This window comes from Pseudomonas sp. KBW05 (genome assembly GCF_003852405.1).
GTDB lineage: Bacteria > Pseudomonadota > Gammaproteobacteria > Pseudomonadales > Pseudomonadaceae > Aquipseudomonas.
Map to the genome: position 1 here is coordinate 291,122 of NZ_QAJM01000003.1, position 20,403 is coordinate 311,524.

Annotated in this window: 17 protein-coding genes; 10 read left to right on the plus strand and 7 right to left on the minus strand. The window is 62.8% G+C overall.

The features are described 5' to 3' along the window. Positions 1–181 precede the first annotated feature (181 nt). From DBR46_RS03360 to DBR46_RS03370, 3 genes are all read left to right on the plus strand, one after another. Positions 182–985 (plus strand): inner membrane protein YpjD, encoded by an 804-nt coding sequence (locus tag DBR46_RS03360; protein ID WP_177413988.1) that lies wholly within the window; start codon positions 182–184, stop codon positions 983–985. Between the two features lie 12 nt (positions 986–997). After that, a complete protein-coding gene (locus DBR46_RS03365; protein ID WP_124525026.1) occupies positions 998–2,236 on the plus strand; it encodes a transporter associated domain-containing protein in 1,239 nt (412 codons plus the stop codon). A 357-nt stretch (positions 2,237–2,593) separates the two neighbouring features. Continuing rightward, positions 2,594–3,907 carry an MFS transporter gene (locus tag DBR46_RS03370; protein ID WP_124525027.1) on the plus strand — a complete coding sequence of 438 codons (1,314 nt, stop codon included), beginning with the start codon at positions 2,594–2,596 and terminating at the stop codon, positions 3,905–3,907. A gap of 104 nt (positions 3,908–4,011) precedes the next feature. On the opposite strand, the gene purT is transcribed toward DBR46_RS03370, so the two are convergent. The 5 genes from purT to DBR46_RS03395 form a co-directional block, all read right to left on the minus strand. After that, positions 4,012–5,193 (minus strand): formate-dependent phosphoribosylglycinamide formyltransferase, encoded by a 1,182-nt coding sequence (purT, locus tag DBR46_RS03375; protein ID WP_124525028.1) that lies wholly within the window; start codon positions 5,191–5,193, stop codon positions 4,012–4,014. A 69-nt stretch (positions 5,194–5,262) separates the two neighbouring features. Continuing rightward, positions 5,263–5,730 (minus strand): VUT family protein, encoded by a 468-nt coding sequence (locus DBR46_RS03380; protein ID WP_124525029.1) that lies wholly within the window; start codon positions 5,728–5,730, stop codon positions 5,263–5,265. A 165-nt stretch (positions 5,731–5,895) separates the two neighbouring features. Next, positions 5,896–6,111 carry a DUF1289 domain-containing protein gene (locus tag DBR46_RS03385; RefSeq protein ID WP_124525030.1) on the minus strand — a complete coding sequence of 72 codons (216 nt, stop codon included), beginning with the start codon at positions 6,109–6,111 and terminating at the stop codon, positions 5,896–5,898. Then, the gene (locus tag DBR46_RS03390; RefSeq protein WP_124525031.1) at positions 6,108–6,632 is read right to left on the minus strand and encodes a gamma carbonic anhydrase family protein; all 525 of its coding nucleotides are present in this window, start codon (positions 6,630–6,632) and stop codon (positions 6,108–6,110) included. Before DBR46_RS03390 ends, DBR46_RS03385 begins: the two co-directional genes overlap by 4 nt. A gap of 38 nt (positions 6,633–6,670) precedes the next feature. Further along, the gene (locus tag DBR46_RS03395; protein WP_017736785.1) at positions 6,671–7,273 is read right to left on the minus strand and encodes a CoA pyrophosphatase; all 603 of its coding nucleotides are present in this window, start codon (positions 7,271–7,273) and stop codon (positions 6,671–6,673) included. 149 nt (positions 7,274–7,422) lie between these two features. Here DBR46_RS03395 and DBR46_RS03405 point away from each other — a divergent pair, with 149 nt between their 5' ends. The 7 genes from DBR46_RS03405 (at position 7,423) to nagE (ending at position 15,934) form a co-directional block, all read left to right on the plus strand. After that, positions 7,423–7,971 (plus strand): NUDIX hydrolase, encoded by a 549-nt coding sequence (locus DBR46_RS03405; RefSeq protein WP_124525033.1) that lies wholly within the window; start codon positions 7,423–7,425, stop codon positions 7,969–7,971. Between the two features lie 38 nt (positions 7,972–8,009). Next, positions 8,010–8,513, plus strand: coding sequence for a murein L,D-transpeptidase family protein (locus tag DBR46_RS03410; protein ID WP_124525034.1), 504 nt, complete (start codon positions 8,010–8,012; stop codon positions 8,511–8,513). Positions 8,514–8,776: 263 nt separating this feature from the next. Further along, the gene (locus tag DBR46_RS03415) at positions 8,777–9,535 is read left to right on the plus strand and encodes a GntR family transcriptional regulator (protein ID WP_124525035.1); all 759 of its coding nucleotides are present in this window, start codon (positions 8,777–8,779) and stop codon (positions 9,533–9,535) included. Positions 9,536–9,544: 9 nt separating this feature from the next. Next, complete coding sequence (gene nagA, locus DBR46_RS03420) at positions 9,545–10,651, plus strand: N-acetylglucosamine-6-phosphate deacetylase (RefSeq protein WP_124525036.1); 1,107 nt, start codon at positions 9,545–9,547, stop codon at positions 10,649–10,651. Beyond that, positions 10,644–11,654: an SIS domain-containing protein gene (locus DBR46_RS03425; protein WP_124525074.1), complete on the plus strand. Its 1,011-nt coding sequence runs from the start codon at positions 10,644–10,646 to the stop codon at positions 11,652–11,654. Before nagA ends, DBR46_RS03425 begins: the two co-directional genes overlap by 8 nt. A 36-nt stretch (positions 11,655–11,690) precedes the next feature. After that, entirely contained in the window at positions 11,691–14,201 is a 2,511-nt protein-coding gene (gene ptsP, locus DBR46_RS03430) for a phosphoenolpyruvate--protein phosphotransferase (protein WP_124525037.1), read from the plus strand. Between the two features lie 26 nt (positions 14,202–14,227). Continuing rightward, positions 14,228–15,934, plus strand: coding sequence for an N-acetylglucosamine-specific PTS transporter subunit IIBC (gene nagE / locus DBR46_RS03435; RefSeq protein WP_124525038.1), 1,707 nt, complete (start codon positions 14,228–14,230; stop codon positions 15,932–15,934). 171 nt (positions 15,935–16,105) lie between these two features. On the opposite strand, the gene DBR46_RS03440 is transcribed toward nagE, so the two are convergent. Both DBR46_RS03440 and purL read right to left on the minus strand, forming a co-directional pair. Continuing rightward, the gene (locus tag DBR46_RS03440; RefSeq protein ID WP_124525039.1) at positions 16,106–16,417 is read right to left on the minus strand and encodes an NGG1p interacting factor NIF3; all 312 of its coding nucleotides are present in this window, start codon (positions 16,415–16,417) and stop codon (positions 16,106–16,108) included. A 4-nt stretch (positions 16,418–16,421) separates the two neighbouring features. Continuing rightward, positions 16,422–20,318, minus strand: coding sequence for a phosphoribosylformylglycinamidine synthase (gene purL, locus DBR46_RS03445; RefSeq protein ID WP_124525040.1), 3,897 nt, complete (start codon positions 20,316–20,318; stop codon positions 16,422–16,424). Between the last annotated feature and the right edge of the window lie 85 nt (positions 20,319–20,403).

The window sequence follows — 20,403 nt, forward strand, 5'->3', positions numbered from 1 at the left end:
GGCTGTGGTAAATCGCTATTAAAAACAGCGCTCGGCGAGCCTGCGGCGTGGGCAGGTCGCGGATTATAGCGAAGACTGCCGCCATGCACACCCGCTGTCTGGCCTGAGAGTCTTTCGTGTTACGCGGGGGTATGCCAAACTCAGCGCCTTTCGGGCTTGCCTAACAGGATTTATGCTCCCTTTGTCACCCAGTTTGCTACCCAGCCTCGCCGCCGCCCTTTTGTACGCCGCTGCGACTCTCTATCAGGGCACTCGTCTGGCCCAAGGCACCAAGGCGGACAAACGCCTGCTGGTCGGCCTTGGCGTCGCTGCCCTGCTGGCCCACGCTGCCAGCCTGTTTACCCACCTGATGACGCCGGTCGGCCTGGGCCTGGATTTTTTCAGCGCGGCCAGCCTGATCGCAGCGGCCGTGATCGCCTTGACGCTGATCGCCTGCTCGCGCATCCCGGTGGAGAACCTGCTCGTCCTGCTATTCCCCCTGGGCGTGCTGACGGTGCTGCTGTCGCAATTCGCCCCCACCGGCACCGTCCAGGTGATCGATGAGGAGCCGGGCATCCTCGCGCACATCCTGCTGTCGATCCTGGCCTACGGCATGTTCACCATCGCGGTGTTCCAGTCCCTGCTCCTGCTGTTGCAGGACCACCAGCTCAAGCACAAGCACCCGTCCGGGCTGATCAAGAACTTCCCGCCGCTGCAAACCATGGAAAGCCTGCTGTTCGGCTTCCTCTGGGCCGGCTGGACGCTGCTGTCGCTGTCACTGATCTCCGGCTGGCTGTTCGTCGAAAACCTGTTTGCCCAACACCTGGTGCACAAGACCCTGCTGGCGTGCCTGGCCTGGGTGGTGTTCAGTGTGCTGCTGTGGGGCCGCAACCGCCTTGGCTGGCGCGGGCACAAGGCGATCCGCTGGACCCTGGCCGGTTTCTGCCTGCTGATGCTGGCCTATTTCGGCAGCAAGCTGGTCCGCGAATACATCCTGCATATCTGACGGGCAGCGATCATGGACAACTTGCCCCTGGGGCCGATGCTCGCGGTAGTCGCCTTGCTGGTGTTATGGGCGGCGCTGTTTACCGCCATCGAAGCCGCACAACAACACCTGCTGGCCCTGCGCCCCGGTACACGCCAGGGTGACAAGGCGGCGGCGCGCCTGAACTTCCCGCGCAACAGCCTGATCCTGTGCAACAGCGTGTGCCGCGCGGCGGTGGTGATCCTCTGCACGCTGCTGGCGATCTACGCCTGGGCGCAAAACGGCCCCTGGCTGGGCTGGATGATTTCCTGCGCGATCCTGCTGATCCTCGCCGACTACCTGCCCCGTGCCCTCGCCACGCGCTATCCGCAGGCAGTGCTGGGCTTTGGCAATACGCTGCTGGGCGTCCCCCTGAAAATCCTTTACCCCCTGGCCTGGCTGCTCAACGGCATCAGCCTGTTGCTGCTGCGCCCGTTCGCCCGCAAGTCCGGCGTGGTGAAAAAGAGCGACGAGCCGCTGCCGGATCATGATGACGAACCCGAGCCCCAGGCCGACGAAGGCCGCACGCCCGGCATGCCGGGCATCCACGCCTTGGACAACATCACCGTCAACGACATCCTGGTACCGCGCAGCGAAGTGGACGGCATCAACCTGGATGACCCGATCGACGAGATCATCGAGCAACTACGCACTTCCCAGCGCACCCGCCTGCCGGTGTTCCACAGCGATATCAACCAGGTCGAAGCCGTGCTCAACACCCGGCAGATCCAACACCTGCTGCCCGACGCCAGCCTGACCAAAGAGGCATTGCTCGCCGCCTGCCACGAGCCCTACTTCGTCCCAGAAAGCACGCCGCTGCAACTGCAACTGCTGAACTTCCACAAGCAACAGCGCCGCCTGGGCATGGTTGTGGACGAATACGGCGAAGTGCTGGGCATTGTCACCCTGGAAGACATCCTTGAAGAAATCGTCGGCGAATTCGAAAACGAACAGGGTGCGGACAACCCTCACATCGAAGCGCAGCCCGATGGCCGCTACATTGTCGATGGCGCGGCGTCGATCCGCGAACTGAACAAGAGCCTGAACTGGCACCTGCCCAGCGACGGCCCCAAGACCCTCAATGGCTTGGTCACCGAAGCGCTGGAGACGATTCCCGATTGCGCGGTGTGCCTGAAGATTGGGCGTTACCGCCTGGAAATCCTCGAGACCGAAGACAACCGGGTCAGCAAAGTGCTGATCTGGCACACCAGCCGGGTGCCTATCGCCGCCTGACTATCTGGCACAACGCGGTAAAAATGTGGGAGCGGGCTTGCTCGCGAATGCGGTGTATCAGGCAACTTATCAGCGACTGACCCACCGCTTTCGCGAGCAAGCCCGCTCCCACATTTGATTTGCGGTGCATCAGTCCCTCTTGTTGTATTTCAAAACCCCTTCCTATAATCCCTGCGGCTTACCAAAGCCCCGCCCGTCCGCGTGCTACCCGCACTTCCAGCGTCCAGGCACCGCTTTACCGTGTCTGACCGGTGTTCGCTCCCATCCCGAGCCGCCCCGCGCACAACCCATGATCCATGGGTGTTCGACCCATAATAATCCGCGTCCAAACGCGCAATCACCGCTAGGGATACCGCCATGAGCACCACCTATAACGAGGCCGCGACAGACGCCGCCCCGACCAACTCGACCGCACGGGTTGCTACGGCCAGCATCGTCGGCACCGCCATCGAGTTCTACGACTTCTATATCTACGCCACCGCCGCCGCGCTGGTGATCGGCCCGGTGTTCTTCCCGCAGACCTCCGGCACCGCGCAGATGCTGGCGTCGTTCCTGACCTTCGGCATCGCCTTTATCGCCCGCCCGCTGGGCTCGGCGTTGTTCGGCCACTTTGGCGACCGCATTGGCCGCAAATCCACCTTGGTCGCCTCGCTGCTGTTGATGGGCGTGTGCACCACGCTGATTGGTTTGCTGCCAGGCTACGACAGCATCGGGGCCTGGGCGCCGATCCTGTTGTGCATACTGCGCTTCGGCCAGGGCCTGGGCCTTGGCGGGGAATGGGGCGGTGCCGCCTTGCTGGCCACCGAGAACGCGCCGAAAGGCAAACGTGCCTGGTTCGGCATGTTCCCGCAATTGGGCCCCTCGATTGGCTTCCTCGCGGCCAACGGCCTGTTCCTGATCCTGGCCATGAGCTTGAGCGACGAGCAGTTCCGCAGTTGGGGCTGGCGTATCCCGTTCATCCTCAGCGCAGCCTTGGTGATGGTTGGCCTGTACGCCCGCCTGAAACTGCATGAAACCCCGGTGTTCGCCAATGCCGTAGCCAAGGAAGCCCCGGTCAAAGTGCCGCTGGTGGAGCTGTTCAGTCAGCACTGGCTGCCGGTGCTGCTGGGCGCGGCGTCGATGGTGGTGTGCTATGCGCTGTTCTACATCACCACCGCGTTTTCCCTGAGCTACGGTGTGTCGACCTTGGGTTATAGCCGCGAGACATTCCTCGGTTTGCTGTGCTTCGCCGTTCTGTTCATGGGGCTGGCCACACCGCTGGCAGCCTTGGCCAGTGATCGCTACGGGCGCAGGCCGGTGCTGATCGTCGGCGCGATCCTGGCGATCCTGTCTGGCTTTACCATGGAGCCCCTGCTGACCCACGGTTCAACCTGGGCCGTGGCGTTGTTCCTGGCGCTGGAGCTGTTCCTGATGGGCGTGACGTTTGCACCGATGGGCGCGATGCTGCCGGAACTGTTCCCGACTCGCGTGCGTTATACCGGCGCATCGGCGGCGTATAACCTGGGTGGGATCGTGGGCGCGTCAGCGGCACCGTTCTTCGCGACCAAGCTGGTGGCGATGGGTGGGCTGAGTTATGTCGGCGGGTATGTGTCGGCGGCAGCGTTGCTTAGTTTGATTGCGGTGCTGTGCCTGAAAGAGACGCGGGATAATGATTTGAACAAGGTCGCCTGATAGACCGCCTTCGCGAGCAAGCCCGCTCCCACATTTAACCGCATTTTCATGCTGGAACTCGGTCAAGTGTGGGAGCGGGCTTGCTCGCGAAGGGCGCGACTCGGTTACAGCTCTACAACAACAGCCTTCGAAGCACGGGTAGCTTTAGCCCGAGCCGCTTCAATCGACTCATCCCGCGCCAACGCCACACCCATCCGACGCTGACCATTCACTTCCGGCTTGCCAAACAAACGCAACGCCGTGTCCGGCTCGCTCAAGGCCGCGCCAAGGTTGGCGAACGCAGTCTGGGTCGACTGCCCTTCCACCAGAATCACCGCCGAAGCCGAAGGCCCGAACTGGCGGATCAACGGAATCGGCAGGCCGAGAATCGCGCGAGCGTGCAAGGCGAACTGCGACAGATCCTGAGAAATCAGGGTCACCAAACCAGTGTCATGGGGCCGCGGCGACACTTCGCTGAACCACACCTGATCGCCCTTGATGAACAGTTCCACGCCAAACAGACCGCGACCACCCAGGGCCTCGGTCACCGCTTTGGCAACGCGCTCGGATTCAGCCAGGGCAATCGGGCTCATGGCCTGCGGCTGCCAGGATTCCTGGTAATCGCCCTTCTCCTGACGATGGCCAACCGGCGCACAGAAGGTGGTGCCGCCAATGTGGCGCACGGTCAGCAAGGTGATTTCGTAGTCGAAGTCGATAAAGCCTTCGATGATCACCCGGCCTTTACCGGCACGCCCGCCTTCCTGAGCGTAATCCCAGGCTGTCTGCACGTCATCGGCGCTGCGCAGCAGGCTCTGGCCCTTGCCCGACGAACTCATTACCGGTTTGACCACGCACGGGAAGCCCAGGTCTTGCACGGCCTTGCTGTAGTCTTCGAAGGTATCGGCGAAGTGGTACGGCGAGGTTGGCAGGTCCAGTTCTTCGGCAGCCAGGCGACGGATGCCTTCGCGGTTCATGGTCAGCGAAGTGGCACGCGCCGTCGGGATCACAGTGAAGCCTTCGGCTTCCAGTTCCACCAGGGTGGCGGTGGCGATGGCTTCGATTTCCGGCACGATGAAGTGCGGCTTCTCGGCTTCGATCACTGCACGCAGGGCGGCGCCGTCGAGCATGTTGATCACGTGGCTACGGTGCGCAACCTGCATGGCAGGGGCGTTGGCATAGCGATCCACGGCAATCACTTCAACGCCCAGGCGTTGCAGTTCGATTACCACTTCCTTGCCCAGCTCACCGCAGCCACACAGCAAAACGCGGGTCGCGGTTGGCGACAATGGAGTTCCGATTCGGGTCATCTCAGGTCCTCAGGGGAGCGGATCATGGGGAGAAAGGCCGGCATTTTACATGAACTGTAAAAATTGGCCTCAGTTGACGACGGCGCGCTTGCGCACGCGCCAGGCCATGACCAGCCACACCACCGTGACCCCGGCGAATTTCGACGCCAGCGCAGTGCCGGCCACGGCCGGGGTGAGTGCGCCGATCAGGCCGAAAAAGATAAACGTGTCGAGGGGAATGCTCAGCGCCGAACTGATCCACAAGCGGTCGTGGAGCGGGCGCTTGGTGATGCTGAACACCAGCCAGTCGATGCACTCGGACACGGCGAACGCCGTGGCGCTGGCAAGGGCGATGGCCGGATCGGACGTTACATACGACAGCACCAACGCCGCCAGCATGGCAACGATTGCGCCGTGGCCGAAGCGGGTTTGCACCATGTCGCGCAGGATAAAGACCAGGCCACCCCAGGCGGACCAGATGACATCCAGGTGCGGGGCGGTGGAGAAGGCGAAGTTGATCAGCACGACGCTGCTGATGTAGGCGATCAGGAAGAGCATGGGAAAGTGGACCTGTGGGTTATGCCGCACAGGGTACTTCACAATTGGAAATATGTCGTCGGGAAGGGCCCCTTCGCGAGCAAGCCCGCTCCCACAGTTGACCGCGTTTTTCCTGTAGGAACACGGTCCAAATGTGGGAGCGGGCTTGCTCGCGAAAGCAATCTATCAGGCGCTAGATTTCCCCGGAACCATAAACACCATCCCCCCCGCCACCGCCCGCTCATGACACAACCCCAACACCACCCGGCGCTCGGCATTGTCCATGCGCCCCCAGCGCGTGATCTCATCCACCGTACGCTGGCAACCGGTGCAGATATCGTCGTCATCCAGCGCACAAATACTCACGCACGGCGAGGCAACGGGGCGTTCAATCGGGTTCATGCTTCCTGCTCAACCAAGTCACGCGCGTAACGCTGCGAGTTATGCACATAGTGCGCGGCGCTGGCTTCGAGCATCTTCTTCTGCGCCTCGGTCAGCTCACGCACCACCTTGCCCGGCGAGCCCATCACCAGCGACCCGTCAGGAATTTCCTTGCCCTCGCCGATCAGCGAGTTGGCGCCGATGATGCAGTGCTTGCCGATCTTGGCGCCGTTGAGGATCACCGCGTTGATGCCGATCAGGCTGTAGTCGTCCACCGTGCAGCCGTGCAGCATGGCGTTGTGCCCGATGGTCACGCCGGTGCCCAGGGTCAGCGGGTAGCCCATGTCGGTGTGCATCACGCTGCCGTCCTGCACATTGCTGTTCTTGCCGATCAGGATCAGTTCGTTGTCGCCACGCAACACCGCGTTGAACCAGACGTTGGCACCCTCCTCCAGCTTGACCTTGCCCACCAGCGTGGCATTGGGGGCCACCCAGCTGTTGGGGTGCGTCTCGACGCGGGCGTCGCCCAGGCGGTATTTCATGGTTTTTCCTCACGGCTCGCCATTCAAACGATGGCTTATTAGATGTTGATGAAGCTTTTCGGTGGCTGGTGCAGGCTGATCTTGGCATCGTCATAGAGCAGGTTGATCAACTCGACGATCATGATGGCTGTCAGGCCCCAGATCTTGTATTCACCAAACCGATAGCTGGGCACGTACCAACTGCGGCCCTGGTAATCGATCCTGTGGGTATGTTCGCGCGGGTCCTGTCGGAAAAACTCCAAGGGCACGCTGAACACGGCAGCAATCTCGGCATCGTTGGCCAGGTACTCGACGTAATCGGGGATAACGCCGACATAGGGTGTCACCCGAATGCCATGCAGGGAGATCAGTGGACTCAACGGGCCAATCACTTCCACCAGGCCGGGCGGCAGGCCGATTTCTTCTTCGGCTTCACGCAGCGCGGTAAAGATCAGGTCCGGGTCTTCGGGATCGCGGCGCCCGCCGGGGAAGGCCACTTCGCCGCCGTGGGTCGACAGGCCACTGGCGCGCAGGGTCAGGATCAGCTCAGGTTCGTCACTGCGGGTAATCGGCACCAGCACCGCGGCCTCGGGGAAACGCCCGTCGGTCTCCAGGGTGTGGGGAGTGTGATTGCTTACCCGGCGAAGTAGCTCGTCCAGCATGAGTCATCTCGGTCTGTTGGCTACCTTGCATCATGCACCAAAGCGTGCGGGCGCCCAACCCCAAAACCCGGGGGGTGTCGCTAAACGACAACTTGTTGCAGCGCCCTGCCCGCCAAGCCAAGATAGACGCACTTTCCAGGAACCCCAGCATGAATTTCTGCAGCCAGTGCGGTAAACCGGTTACCCAACGCATCCCCGAAGGCGACGGCCGCCTGCGTTTTGTGTGTGATCACTGCTCGACCATTCACTACCAGAACCCCAATATCGTCGCCGGCACTGTGCCAGTATGGGGCGACAAAGTGCTGCTGTGCCGCCGCGCCATCGAACCGCGCCTGGGTTACTGGACCCTGCCCGCCGGCTTCATGGAGAACGGCGAGACCGTCGAACAGGCCGCCGCCCGCGAAACCCTGGAAGAAGCCTGCGCCCGCGTGCGCAACCTGAGCATCTACACCTTGATCGACGTGCCGCACATCAACCAGGTGCACATCTTCTACCGCGCCGAACTGGTGGACCTGGACTTCGCCGCCGGCCCCGAAAGCCTTGAAGTGCAGCTATTCGACGAAGCCGACATCCCTTGGTCCGAGCTGGCTTTCCGCACGGTCGGGCGTACCTTAGAATGCTTTTTCGCTGACCGCCGGCAACAGCAGTTCCCGGTGCGCAGCGAAGCGGTGCCGCCGATGATGCCATCGCCCAAATAACACTCCAGGCTGCACCTTTTTTCAGGGAAGTCGTTTTAATGCGTCTGTTGCTCGCCCTTATCTGCCTGTCGTTCGCTACGTTCTCATCAGCCTCCACGGTGGAAACCCTCGGCGGTAAAACCGTCGAAAAAGTCCTGGTCCTCAAGTCCGCCCACCAATTGCAGCTGATCAACGACGGCAAGCCCCTCAAGACCTACCGCATTTCCCTCGGCAAGAACCCCAAGGGCCACAAACTGATCGAAGGCGACCGCCGCACGCCAGAAGGCCTGTACTGGCTCGACTGGCGCAAGACCAGCGACCGCTTCAACCTGGCCATGCACATTTCCTACCCCAATATCAGCGACGCCGCCCGCGCCCGCCGTGAAGGCGTAAAGCCCGGCAGCATGATCATGATCCACGGCACCCCCGACACCGAGGAATACCCAGAGCAGTGGTTCCACACCCTGGACTGGACCGACGGCTGTATCGGCATGCGCAACGTGGACATGCGTGAGGTCTGGAACCTGGTCAAGGACGGCACCCTGATCGAGATTCGTCCGTAATCTCGTACCGTTCGTAAAATAATTCAAAAAAAATCCCCCCTCCCGAACACGTCTGCCGGTGAATACCAGTTCACCGCGTCGGGCTGCGCTGTTGTGCGCGCGATAAAGACCTCTCTAATACCACTTGATACCAGACCCCATTACAGGGCGTTAAAACCTTGGCCTACACCGTTTTGACTGCATTGACATGGTATTTAAGTGGTATTAATTTCCGGCCATTACCGGGCGACAACACTCCAATAACCGCATCGGAAACCCAACAGATGAACCCCATCCTGGCCCTGCGCCCCGACGACACACAATCCACGCCGCTGTACCTGCAACTGGCGCGCAAACTGGAAGCGGCGATCCATGCCGGCCAGTGGACGTCCGAACAGGCGCTGCCGTCGGAACGTGCGCTCTGCGAGCAGTTGAGCATTTCGCGGGTCACCGCCCGCAAAGCCCTGGAAGTGTTGTTTGCCCAAGGCCTGATCCGCCGCAGCCAAGGCTCCGGCACCTTTATCACGCCGCGCCTGGAACAGCCGCTGTCGCGCCTCTCGGGTTTCAGCGAGATGTTGCGCCTCAAGGGCTTTGTACCCAGCTCCCAATGGCTGGAGCGCGACATCACCCCGCCGACCCACGAAGAACTGATCCGCCTGTGCCTGTCGCCCACCGACAAAGTGGCGCGCCTCAAGCGCCTGCGCAAAGCCGACGACACGGTGATGGCAATTGAAATGACCGCCATGCCCGCCGCCATCTTGCCCAACCCACAGGCCGTCGGTAGTTCGCTGTATGAATACCTGGAAGGCATCGGCAAACCCATCGTGCGCGCCCTGCAACATATCCAGGCGATCAACGCCTCGGACGAATTCGCCAAGCTGGTGGGCATCGCCCCCGGCACCGCCATGCTGCTGATGACCCGCGTGGGCTACACCGCCGACAACACGCCGATTGAAATCACCGACACCTATTGCCGCAACGACTACTACGACTTTGTCGCAGAGCTGCGCCGCTATGACTTTGCCGCCGAGTTGCGGCCCTAGAGAACTGCCATGTCCGAAGACAATATCCTCACGCCCCACGGCTGGATGCGCGGCCGCCTGGTGCACGAACACGGCAAGGTGATCGCCATCGAAGGCACGCCTTGCGACCCGGCCGACAACGATTTGCCCTACCTGCTGCCGGGCTTTATCGACCTGCACGTACACGGCGGTGGCGGCAAGGACATCATGGAAGGCTTCGCCGCCTTCGAGACCATCACCCGCACCCATGTGCGCTTTGGTACCACGTCACTGCTGGCCACGACCATGACCGCGCCGGTGGACGAGATCTCCAGCGTGCTCGATCAACTCGGCACCTTTTGCGAGCAACGTCCTACAGGCTGCGCTCGGGTTCTCGGCGTACACCTGGAAGGGCCCTACATCAATCCGGGAAAACTCGGCGCCCAACCCAACTTCGCCCACACCGCGCTGATGGATGAAGTGGAAGCCTACCTGCGCCTGGCGCCGATCCGCGTGATCACCATCGCGCCGGAAATCGCCGGCCATGACGCGTTGATTCGCGCCCTCAGCCAACGCGGCATTCGCATGCAGATCGGCCACACCCTGGGCAGCTATGAAGAAGGCGTCGCCGCCCTCGCCGCCGGCGCCACCAGCTTCACCCACTTGTACAACGCCATGAGCCCGCTGCATCACCGCGAGCCGGGCATCGTCGGCGCCGCGCTGGCCCACGCCAAGTACGCCGAGTTGATCCCCGATTTGCTGCACGTGCACCCCGGCGCCATGCGCGTGGCCTTGCGCGCGATCCCGTGTTTGTACTGCGTCACCGATTCCACCGCCGCCGCCGGCATGCCCGACGGCGAATACAAGCTGGGCAGCCACACCGTGACCAAATGCCTGGGCGGCGTGCGCCTGGCCGACGGCACCCTGGCCGGCAGCACCCTGACCATGGATCAGGCGTTGCGCAACCTGGTGAAAATCGGCCTGCCGATCAGCGAAGCCTCACAACGCCTATCGCAATTTCCTGCGGACTACCTGGGCCTGGAAGAACGCGGCCGCCTGCAACCCGGCAGCTTTGCCGACTGCGTGCGCCTGGACCGCTCCCTGCAACTCACCGACGTAATGGTCGAAGGAGAAACCATTGACTTCAAAAATGCTTGAAGAGGCCCTGGCCTCCTGCGACGCCGTCGCGGCACAGCTGCAACGCCTGGAACCACAGCTTGCAGAAATCGCCGGCCGCCTGCGCCGCCAACCACCGCAAGTGGCGATGACCATTGCCCGCGGCAGTTCGGACCACGCCGCCAGCTACTTTGCCTATTTGGCGATGCAGCACGTGGGCATCCCCGTGGCGTCGTTGCCGATGTCGGTGGTGACCTTGTTGCAGGCGCCGATGAAAGTCAGCGGCCAAGTCGCGTTCGGCTTCTCCCAATCGGGCCAGAGCCCGGACCTGGTCAACAGCCTGCGCCTGCTGCGCAAACGCGGCGCGCTGAGCATCTCGATGGTCAACGCCGAAGACTCGCCGCTGGAAGCCGCCTGCGAGTTTCACGTACCGCTGTGCGCCGGCCCGGAACAGAGCGTGGCGGCGACCAAGAGCTTTATCGCCACCCTCAGCGCCAGCGCGTTGTTGGTCGGCCACTGGAACGGCGAAGCCGACTTGCTGCAAGCCTGCCAGGCCCTGCCCGACGGTCTGCGCGAAGCCGCCAAGCAAGACTGGAGCGCCGCCATCGACGCCCTGCGCGGCTGCCAGCAACTGATGGTGATCGGCCGTGGCGCCGGGTTTGCCATCGCCCAGGAAGCGGCGCTCAAGCTCAAGGAAACCTCGGCGATCCAGGCCGAAGCCTTCAGCAGCGCCGAAGTGCGCCACGGGCCAATGGCCTTGATCGGCGCCGACTACCCGCTACTGGTCTTCGCCCCACGCGGCGCCGAACAGGCCGGCCTGTTGAGCCTCGCCGCCGATATGCGCCAACGCGGCGCCCGCGTGTTGCTGGCCGCACCGGACGATATCGCCGAGCGCGACCTGACCCTGAGCCGAGCCGAACACCCAAGCCTGGACCCGATCCTGGCGATCCAGAGCTTTTACGTCATGGCGGCCGGTCTAGCGGTCGCGCGGGGCATGAACCCCGACCAGCCGCGCCACCTGAGCAAAGTCACCCGCACTCACTGAGTCGGTTGCCGTGTTTTCCTGATGAGTACCGTGCCCATGTCCTACAACAATAATGAATTGACCCTCAGCGCCCCGTTAAGCGGGCCGGTGCTGACCCTGGGCAACGTTCCTGACGAAGTGTTCGCCAGCGGCGCCATGGGCGACGGCATTGCCATCGACCCGCTGAACGATTGCCTGCACGCTCCCTGTGACGGCGTGATCATCCACGTCGCCCGCACCGGGCATGCGCTGACGATTCGCGCCGAAAACGGTGCCGAAGTATTGATGCATGTAGGCATCAATACGGTGGAGTTGAACGGCGAAGGGTTCGCGTTGTTGGTCAAGGACGGCGCGCGGGTGAGCCAGGGGCAAGCGCTGGTGCAGTTCGATCTGGACCGGATTGCGCGGCAGTGCAAAAGCCTGGTCAGCCTGATCATTCTCACGAATGGCGAACACTTTGAACTACGGTCGGTGGCGGGAAAAACCGTTAAGGTCGGTGAGCCGTTACTGCAGATCGTCGCGCGCTCGGCGGCCTCGATTGAGGCGCCTGTGGATAACTCCACTGCGCAAGCCAGCGCCCACGTGCGCATCACTCATCGTGGCGGTTTGCATGCGCGCCCGGCGGCGTTGATCCGCAAGACCGCCCAGGGTTTCAGTAGCCAGGCGCAGCTGCATTTCGCCGGCAAGTCGGCCGCGTGCGACAGCCTGATCGGCTTGCTGGGCTTGGGCATTGGCGAAGGCGACGAGGTGCGTGTCACCTGCCGTGGCAAGGATTGCGAGGCGGCGCTGCAAGCCCTGGTCGCCGCCTTGTCAGTGGCCGTTGGCGAAGAACCCCACGCGCCCATCGTGGCCGCACCTCGCCGCGCGAATAGCGAAGCCGGTGTGCTGCAGGGCGTCTGCGCAGCACCCGGCCTGGTGTGCGGGCCACTGGTGCGCCTGACCGGCATCGACCTGCCGCAAGACACCGGCCAGCATTCAGCCGACGAACAACTGCAACAGTTGGACGTCGCCCTGGAACAGGTGCGCAGCGAAATCCGCAGCACCCTCGCCCATGCCCGCCAGCGCAAGAACGTCGAAGAAGAAGACATCTTCGCCGCCCACCTCGCGCTGCTTGAAGACCCGACACTGCTGGACGCAGCCACCCGCGCCATCGAACTCGGCAGCGCCGCCACCCACGCCTGGCGCGATGCAATCCAGGCCCAGTGCGAGGTCTTGCTGGCCCTGGGCAAACCGTTGTTTGCCGAGCGCGCCAACGACCTGCGCGACCTGCAACAACGGGTGCTGCGTGCATTGCTGGGCGAAGCCTGGCATTTCGAATTGCCGGCCGGGGCGATTGTCAGCGCCCATGAACTCACCCCATCAGACTTGTTGCAGCTGAGCGCGCAACAGGCCGTCGGCATCTGCATGGCCGAAGGTGGCGCGACGTCCCACGTGGCAATCCTGGCGCGCGGCAAAGACCTGCCGTGTGTCGTAGCGTTGGGCAGCGAAGTACTCGACGTGCCCCAAGGCCAACGCGTGGTGCTGGACGCCGCCAATGGCCGACTGGAACTGGCCCCCAGCGCAGCGCGCCACGCCGAGGTGCACCAGATTCGTGACGCGCAGACACTGCGGCGCCAACAGCAACAGACCCAGGCACAATTGCCAGCCCGCACGGTCGACGGCGTGACGATCGAAGTGGCCGCCAACGCCGCCTCCAGCAGCGAGGCCCAGGTGGCGTTTGAAAATGGTGCAGACGGCGTCGGCCTGCTGCGCACCGAATTCCTCTTCGTCGACCGCCGCACCGCGCCGGATGAACAGGAACAACGCCAGGCCTATCAAGCGGTGCTCGATGCCATGGGCGACAAGGCGGTGATCATCCGCACCATCGACGTGGGTGGCGACAAGCAGCTCGATTATCTGCCGCTGCCGGTCGAAGCCAATCCGGTGCTGGGTTTGCGCGGTATCCGCATGGCGCAGGTGCGGCCCGAGCTGCTCGATCAACAACTGCGTGCGCTGCTGCAAGTCTCGCCGCTGGAGCGTTGTCGCATCCTGTTGCCGATGGTCAGCGAAGTGGATGAGCTGCTGCAGATCCGCCAGCGCCTGGATGAGTTATGCGTGGAGCTTGAACTGACCCAACGCCCGGAACTCGGGGTGATGATCGAAGTGCCCGCCGCCGCGCTGCTGGCCGAGCAATTGGCCAAGCACGCGGACTTCCTCTCCATCGGCACCAACGACCTGTCCCAGTACACCCTGGCCATGGACCGCGACCACGCCGGCCTCGCCGCCCGCGTCGATGCCTTGCACCCGGCGCTGCTGCGGCTGATCGCCCAGACCTGCGCGGGCGCAGCCAAGCATGGCCGTTGGGTTGGCGTGTGCGGCGCCCTCGCCTCCGACCCACTGGCCACGCCGGTGCTGATCGGCCTGGGCGTCAGCGAGCTGTCGGTGAGCCCGCCGCAGATCGGCGAAATCAAGGACCGCGTCCGCCACCTGGACGCGGCGCAATGCCGGCAACTGAGCCAGGGCCTGCTCGACCTGAGCAGCGCCAAGGCCGTGCGCCAAGCCTGTCAACACCACTGGCCGCTGAGCTGAAAACAACAAGAATAGGGAGACACGCCATGTACCAACACTTTATCGAAGGCCTGCAACGCCTCGGCCGCGCGCTGATGCTGCCGATTGCGATCCTGCCCATCGCCGGCCTGCTGCTGCGCCTGGGCGACACCGACCTGCTGAACATCGCGGTGATGCACGACGCCGGGCAGGCGATCTTCGCCAACCTGGCGCTGATCTTCGCCATCGGCATTGCCGTGGGTTTCGCCCGCGACAACAACGGCACGGCGGGCCTGGCCGGGGCGATCGGTTACCTGGTGATGATCTCCACCCTCAAGGTGATGGATACGAGCATCAACATGGGCATGCTCGCGGGTATCGCCAGCGGCCTGATGGCGGGCGGGCTGTATAACCGCTTCAAGGACATCAAGCTGCCAGAGTACCTGGCGTTCTTCGGTGGGCGACGCTTTGTGCCGATTGTCACCGGGTTCTCGGCGGTCGGGCTGGGGGTGATCTTTGGCTTGATCTGGCCGCCGATCCAGCACGGCATCAATGGTTTTGGCGTGTTGCTGATGGAGAGCGGCAGCCTCGGTGCGTTCGTGTTTGGTGTGTTCAACCGCCTGCTGATCGTCACCGGGCTGCACCATATCCTCAACAATATGGCGTGGTTTGTGTTTGGCAGCTTTACCGACCCGCTGACCGGCGCGGTGGTCACCGGCGACCTCACTCGCTACTTCGCCGGCGACCCGAAAGGCGGCCAGTTCATGACTGGCATGTTCCCGGTAATGCTGTTCGGCCTGCCGGCGGCGTGCCTGGCGATGTACCGCAATGCGCTGCCAGAGCGACGCAAGGTGATGGGCGGGATTTTCCTGTCGATGGCGCTGACCTCGTTCCTGACCGGGGTGACCGAGCCGATTGAATTTGCATTCATGTTCCTCGCGCCGTTCCTGTACCTGATCCATGCGCTGCTCACCGGGCTGTCGATGGCGGTGACCAACCTGCTGGATATCCACCTGGGCTTTACCTTCTCCGGTGGGTTTATCGACATGGTGTTGGGTTGGGGCAAGTCCACCAATGGCTGGTTGGTGGTCCCGGTGGGGTTGGCGTATGCGCTGATTTATTACAGCGTGTTCAGCTACTGCATTCGCCGGTTCAATCTGAAGACGCCGGGGCGTGAGGATATCCAGGTGGTGCAGGCCGAGGTGATGACCGATAACCAGCGGGCCAGCGCGTACATCCGTGCATTGGGCGGTGCTTCGAACCTGTTGAGTGTGGGCGCGTGCACGACGCGCCTGCGCCTGGACATGGTGGATCGCAACAAAGCGGTGGATACAGAGTTGAAAGCATTGGGCGCCATGGCCGTGGTTAGGCCTGGGAATGGCGGCAGTTTGCAGGTCGTGGTCGGGCCGATGGCCGATAGCATTGCCGATGAGATTCGCTTGGCCATGCCTTCATTTGTCGCCAGTGCGCCGGTGATCGTTGCGCCTGTGGATAAGCCGGTGGCGGTGAATGTGCAGGAAGCCGAGAAATGGCTGAATGCCTTGGGTGGCCGGGCAAATGTGCGGCAGTTGGAAGCGGTGGCGATGACGCGGTTGCGGGTGGAACTGGGCGATGACTCGGTATTGTCCGAAGCGGATCTGACTGCACTGGGTTGCCAAGGTGTGAGCCAACTGGACAGCGGTGTTTGGCACTTGCTGATTGGTGACAAGGCTTCGGGATTGGGTGAGGCGTTGGAGCGGTTGGTCAGTGGTCGGCAGGTTGGGGCTGGGGCTTAAATCCTGGGTGCCTGAACTGCCGCATTCGCGAGCAAGCCCGCTCCCACATTTTTGATCTGTGAATACGGTCAAATGTGGGAGCTGGCTTGCCTGCGATGAGGCCCTCACAGCCAACAAAAAACCCGCTGGCCAAACTGGCCCAGCGGGTTTCTTGTTTTTGCAGCCTGCGAATCAAAAATCCGCCAACTGCCACACTTCATACGCCGGTGTCTCATACGGGTGGCTGAATTTCAAAGCAGCCACGACAGCCACAATCAACTCATCCGCCACCACCAGCTCCACCTTCCATTCTTCAACCACTTCAACCTGGCCCACCTGCCCGATAAACGGCTGGCTGCCGTCCATCGCGCGGAATTGGCCCTGGCCCAGCACTTGCCAAGCGCAGCTGTCGTAACTGCCGATGCGCCCGCCGCCAGCGGCAAAGACGGCGGTTTTCACCGTCTCCACATGGCTGTCGGGCACAAAGAAGGCGAGCTTGTACACCGTCTTAGTTCACCCACACGCGAGCGTTACGGAACATGCGCATCCAGGCGCCGTCTTCGTTCCACTCTTCCGGGCGCCACGAGTTCTGCACGGCGCGGAATACACGCTCCGGGTGCGGCATCATGATGGTGACGCGACCGTCGCGGCTGGTGAGGCCGGTGATCCCGCGCGGCGAGCCGTTCGGGTTGGCCGGGTAGGTCTCGGTGACTTTGCCGTGGTTGTCGACGAAACGCATGGCCACGCAACCGGACAGGTCGGCTTCCAGCAGCGCTTCTTCGCTTGCGAACTCGGCATGGCCTTCACCGTGGGCGATGGCGATTGGCATGCGCGAACCTGCCATGCCTTGCAGGAAGATCGAGTTGGATTCCTGCACCTGCACCATGGCGACACGGGCTTCGAACTGCTCGGAACGGTTACGCACAAAGTGCGGCCAGAACTCGCTGCCCGGGATCAGTTCGCTGAGGTTGGACATCATCTGGCAACCGTTGCACACACCCAGGGTGAAGCTGTCGTTACGCTCGAAGAAGCCTTGGAACGCGTCGCGGGCACGGCTGTTGAACAGGGCCGACTTGGCCCAGCCTTCACCGGCACCCAGCACGTCGCCGTAGGAGAAACCGCCGCAGGCCACCAGGCCTTTGTACTCGTTGAGGTCAACGCGACCGGCGAGGATGTCGCTCATGTGCACGTCGATCGCATTGAAGCCCGCACGGTCGAATGCGGCCGCCATTTCCACCTGGCCGTTGACGCCCTGCTCACGCAGTACCGCAACCTGTGGGCGGATGCCTTTCTTGATGTAAGGCGCGGCGATGTCCTGGTTGACGTCGAAGCTGAGCTTGGTGCTCAGGCCCGGGTTGTCTTCTTCCAGGATCACGTCGAATTCCTGCTCGGCGCACTCAACGTTGTCGCGCAGACGCTGGATCTGGTAGCTGGTTTCGGCCCACTGGCGTTGCAACAGACGGCGCTGGCCGGCAAACACGGTGTCGCCGTTGAACGAGATGTTGATCTCGCCGTTGTTGATCGGCTGGCCGATCACCGCCACGCAGTCATCCAGGCCGGCAGCGCTGAACTGCGCAAGTACGTCTGGGGTAGCGTCCTGGCGAACCTGGATCACCGCACCCAACTCTTCGTTGAACAGGATGCCGTTGATCTCGGATGCATCCTCGGCAACGCTGTCGAGCACGATGTTCAGGCCGCAGTGACCGGCGAAGGCCATCTCGACCACGCTGGTCAGCAAACCACCGTCGGAACGGTCGTGGTAAGCCAGCAGGTGGCCGTCGGCGTTGAGGCCCTGGATCACGGCGAAGAAGGCCTTGAGGTCTTCAGCGTCATCGACGTCCGGTGCCTGGCTGCCGAGCTTGCCATGGGTTTGCGCGAGGATCGACGCGCCCATGCGGTTCTGGCCACGACCCAGGTCGATCAGGATCAGGTCGGTGGTGCCCTTGTCCATGCGCAGTTGCGGGGTCAGGGTCTGGCGGATGTCGGTGACCGGTGCGAAACCGGTAACGATCAGCGACAGCGGCGAGGTGACGCTCTTGTCGGTGCCGTCTTCGTTCCAACGGGTGGCCATGGACATGGAGTCCTTGCCCACCGGAATGGTGATACCCAGCTCCGGGCACAGTTCCATGCCGACCGCTTTGACGGTGTCGTACAGCCGCGCGTCTTCACCTGGGTGACCGGCAGCGGACATCCAGTTGGCCGACAGTTTGATGTCAGACAATTTACCGATACGCGACGCGGCGATGTTGGTGAGGGTTTCACCAATGGCCATGCGGCCCGACGCCGGGGCGTCCAGCAGGGCCAGCGGCGTACGCTCGCCCATGGCCATGGCTTCACCGGTGTAGACGTCGAAGCTGGTGGCGGTGACGGCAACGTCGGCCACCGGAACCTGCCACGGGCCGACCATTTGATCACGGGCCACCAGGCCGGTGATGGTGCGGTCGCCGATGGTGATCAGGAAGCTTTTGCTCGCCACGGCCGGGTGGTGCAGCACGCGCTCGATGCTGTCGGCCAGTTCCAGCTTGCTTGGGTCGAAGTCATCGCCCAGCTCGGCTTCACGCACGGCGGATCGGTGCATACGCGGGGCTTTGCCCAGCAGCACTTCCAGCGGCATGTCCACCGGGCTGTTGCCGAAGTGGCTGTCGGTGACGGTCAGTTGCGGCTCGGCAGTGGCTTCGCCGACCACGGCGAACGGGCAGCGCTCGCGTTCGCAGATGGCCTGGAAGCGTGCGAAATCTTCAGCACCAACGGCCAGAACATAACGTTCCTGGGATTCGTTGCTCCAGATTTCGTGCGGGGCCATGCCCGGCTCGTCGTTTGGAATGTTGCGCAGTTCGAAACGGCCACCGCGGTCGCCATCGTTGACCAGTTCCGGGAAGGCGTTGGACAAACCGCCCGCGCCGACGTCATGGATGAAGCTGATCGGGTTCTTGTCACCCAACTGCCAGCAACGGTCGATGACTTCCTGGCAGCGACGCTCCATCTCTGGGTTTTCGCGCTGTACGGAAGCAAAGTCCAGGTCCGCCGAGCTGGTGCCGGTGGCCATGGAGGAAGCGGCGCCGCCGCCCAGGCCGATCAACATCGCCGGGCCGCCGAGCACGATCAGCTTGGAGCCGACCAGGATCTCGCCTTTCTTGACGTGTTCTTCGCGGATGTTGCCCATGCCGCCAGCCAACATGATCGGCTTGTGGTAGCCGCGCACTTCATCGCCACGCGGGGTGGTGATGGACTGCTCGAACGTACGGAAGTAGCCGGTGAGGGCCGGACGACCGAACTCGTTGTTGAACGCGGCGCCGCCCAGCGGGCCTTCGATCATGATGTCCAGCGCGGTGACGATGCGCTCAGGCTTGCCGTACGGCACTTCCCACGGCTGTTCGAAGCCCGGGATCTGCAGGTTGGACACGGTGAAACCGGTGAGGCCCGCCTTTGGCTTGGCGCCACGGCCGGTAGCGCCTTCGTCGCGGATCTCGCCGCCGGAACCGGTGGCTGCGCCCGGGAACGGGGCAATCGCGGTCGGGTGGTTGTGGGTCTCGACCTTCATGAGGATGTGCACCGGCTCCTGCACCGCGCCGTACTGGCGGGTTTCAGGGTCCGGGAAGAAACGGCCAGCGACGGAACCGACGATGACCGAAGCGTTGTCTTTATAAGCCGACAGAACGCCTTCGCTGTGCATCACGTAGGTGTTCTTGATCATGCCGAACAGGCTTTTTTCCTGGCTTTGGCCGTCGATGTCCCAACTGGCGTTGAAGATCTTGTGACGGCAGTGCTCGGAGTTGGCCTGGGCAAACATCATCAGTTCGATGTCGTGCGGGTTGCGCTGCAAGCCGTTGAAGGCGTTGACCAGGTAGTCGATTTCGTCGTCGGCCAGGGCCAGGCCGAGTTCGGTGTTGGCCTTCTCGAGGGCGGCGCGACCGCCACCGAGCACGTCAATCGCGGTCAGCGGCTTGGGTTCGGCGTGGCTGAACAGGCCGGCAGCCTGTTCCAGCTGGCTGACGATGATCTGGGTCATGCGGTCGTGCAGGCTGCTGGCGATCAGCTCGGCTTCGGCATCGCTGAACTGGCCAGCGACATAGAAGGCAATACCACGCTCCAGGCGCTGGATTTTCTCCAGGCCGCAGTTGCGGGCGATATCGCTGGCCTTGCTCGACCAGGGCGAGATGGTGCCGAACCGTGGCAGAACCAGGAACAAGCGGCCGGTCGGCTCTTGAACGGGAACGCTTGGGCCGTACTTCAGAAGGCGTGCCAGCACTTGCTGTTCGTCGGCGGTCAAGACGCCGGTGGTTTCGGCGAAGTGAGCAAATTCAGCATACAGGCCTGTAACCGCTGGAACCTTCTGGCTCAGTTGTTCAAGGAGTTTGCTGTGGCGAAAGGCAGAAAGGGCAGGAGCGCCGCGCAGGATCAACATCTTCGGGACAGCCTCGGGAAGGGGTGTGCTTTGAGGCCGTGCATTCTAGCGTAAACCGTCGCCAACGGCACCCGAAACGGCACCG

Coding starts and splice junctions, on each gene's coding strand:
- nagA (WP_124525036.1), top strand. CDS start 9,545: ATGTCCGAAGACAATATCCTCACGCCCCACGGCTGGATGCGCGGCCGC.
- ptsP (WP_124525037.1), top strand. CDS start 11,691: ATGTCCTACAACAATAATGAATTGACCCTCAGCGCCCCGTTAAGCGGG.
- DBR46_RS03365 (WP_124525026.1), top strand. CDS start 998: ATGGACAACTTGCCCCTGGGGCCGATGCTCGCGGTAGTCGCCTTGCTG.
- DBR46_RS03395 (WP_017736785.1), bottom strand. CDS start 7,273: ATGCTGGACGAGCTACTTCGCCGGGTAAGCAATCACACTCCCCACACC.
- DBR46_RS03370 (WP_124525027.1), top strand. CDS start 2,594: ATGAGCACCACCTATAACGAGGCCGCGACAGACGCCGCCCCGACCAAC.
- DBR46_RS03425 (WP_124525074.1), top strand. CDS start 10,644: ATGCTTGAAGAGGCCCTGGCCTCCTGCGACGCCGTCGCGGCACAGCTG.
- DBR46_RS03405 (WP_124525033.1), top strand. CDS start 7,423: ATGAATTTCTGCAGCCAGTGCGGTAAACCGGTTACCCAACGCATCCCC.
- nagE (WP_124525038.1), top strand. CDS start 14,228: ATGTACCAACACTTTATCGAAGGCCTGCAACGCCTCGGCCGCGCGCTG.
- purL (WP_124525040.1), bottom strand. CDS start 20,318: ATGTTGATCCTGCGCGGCGCTCCTGCCCTTTCTGCCTTTCGCCACAGC.
- purT (WP_124525028.1), bottom strand. CDS start 5,193: ATGACCCGAATCGGAACTCCATTGTCGCCAACCGCGACCCGCGTTTTG.
- DBR46_RS03385 (WP_124525030.1), bottom strand. CDS start 6,111: ATGAACCCGATTGAACGCCCCGTTGCCTCGCCGTGCGTGAGTATTTGT.
- DBR46_RS03390 (WP_124525031.1), bottom strand. CDS start 6,632: ATGAAATACCGCCTGGGCGACGCCCGCGTCGAGACGCACCCCAACAGC.
- DBR46_RS03415 (WP_124525035.1), top strand. CDS start 8,777: ATGAACCCCATCCTGGCCCTGCGCCCCGACGACACACAATCCACGCCG.
- DBR46_RS03410 (WP_124525034.1), top strand. CDS start 8,010: ATGCGTCTGTTGCTCGCCCTTATCTGCCTGTCGTTCGCTACGTTCTCA.
- DBR46_RS03380 (WP_124525029.1), bottom strand. CDS start 5,730: ATGCTCTTCCTGATCGCCTACATCAGCAGCGTCGTGCTGATCAACTTC.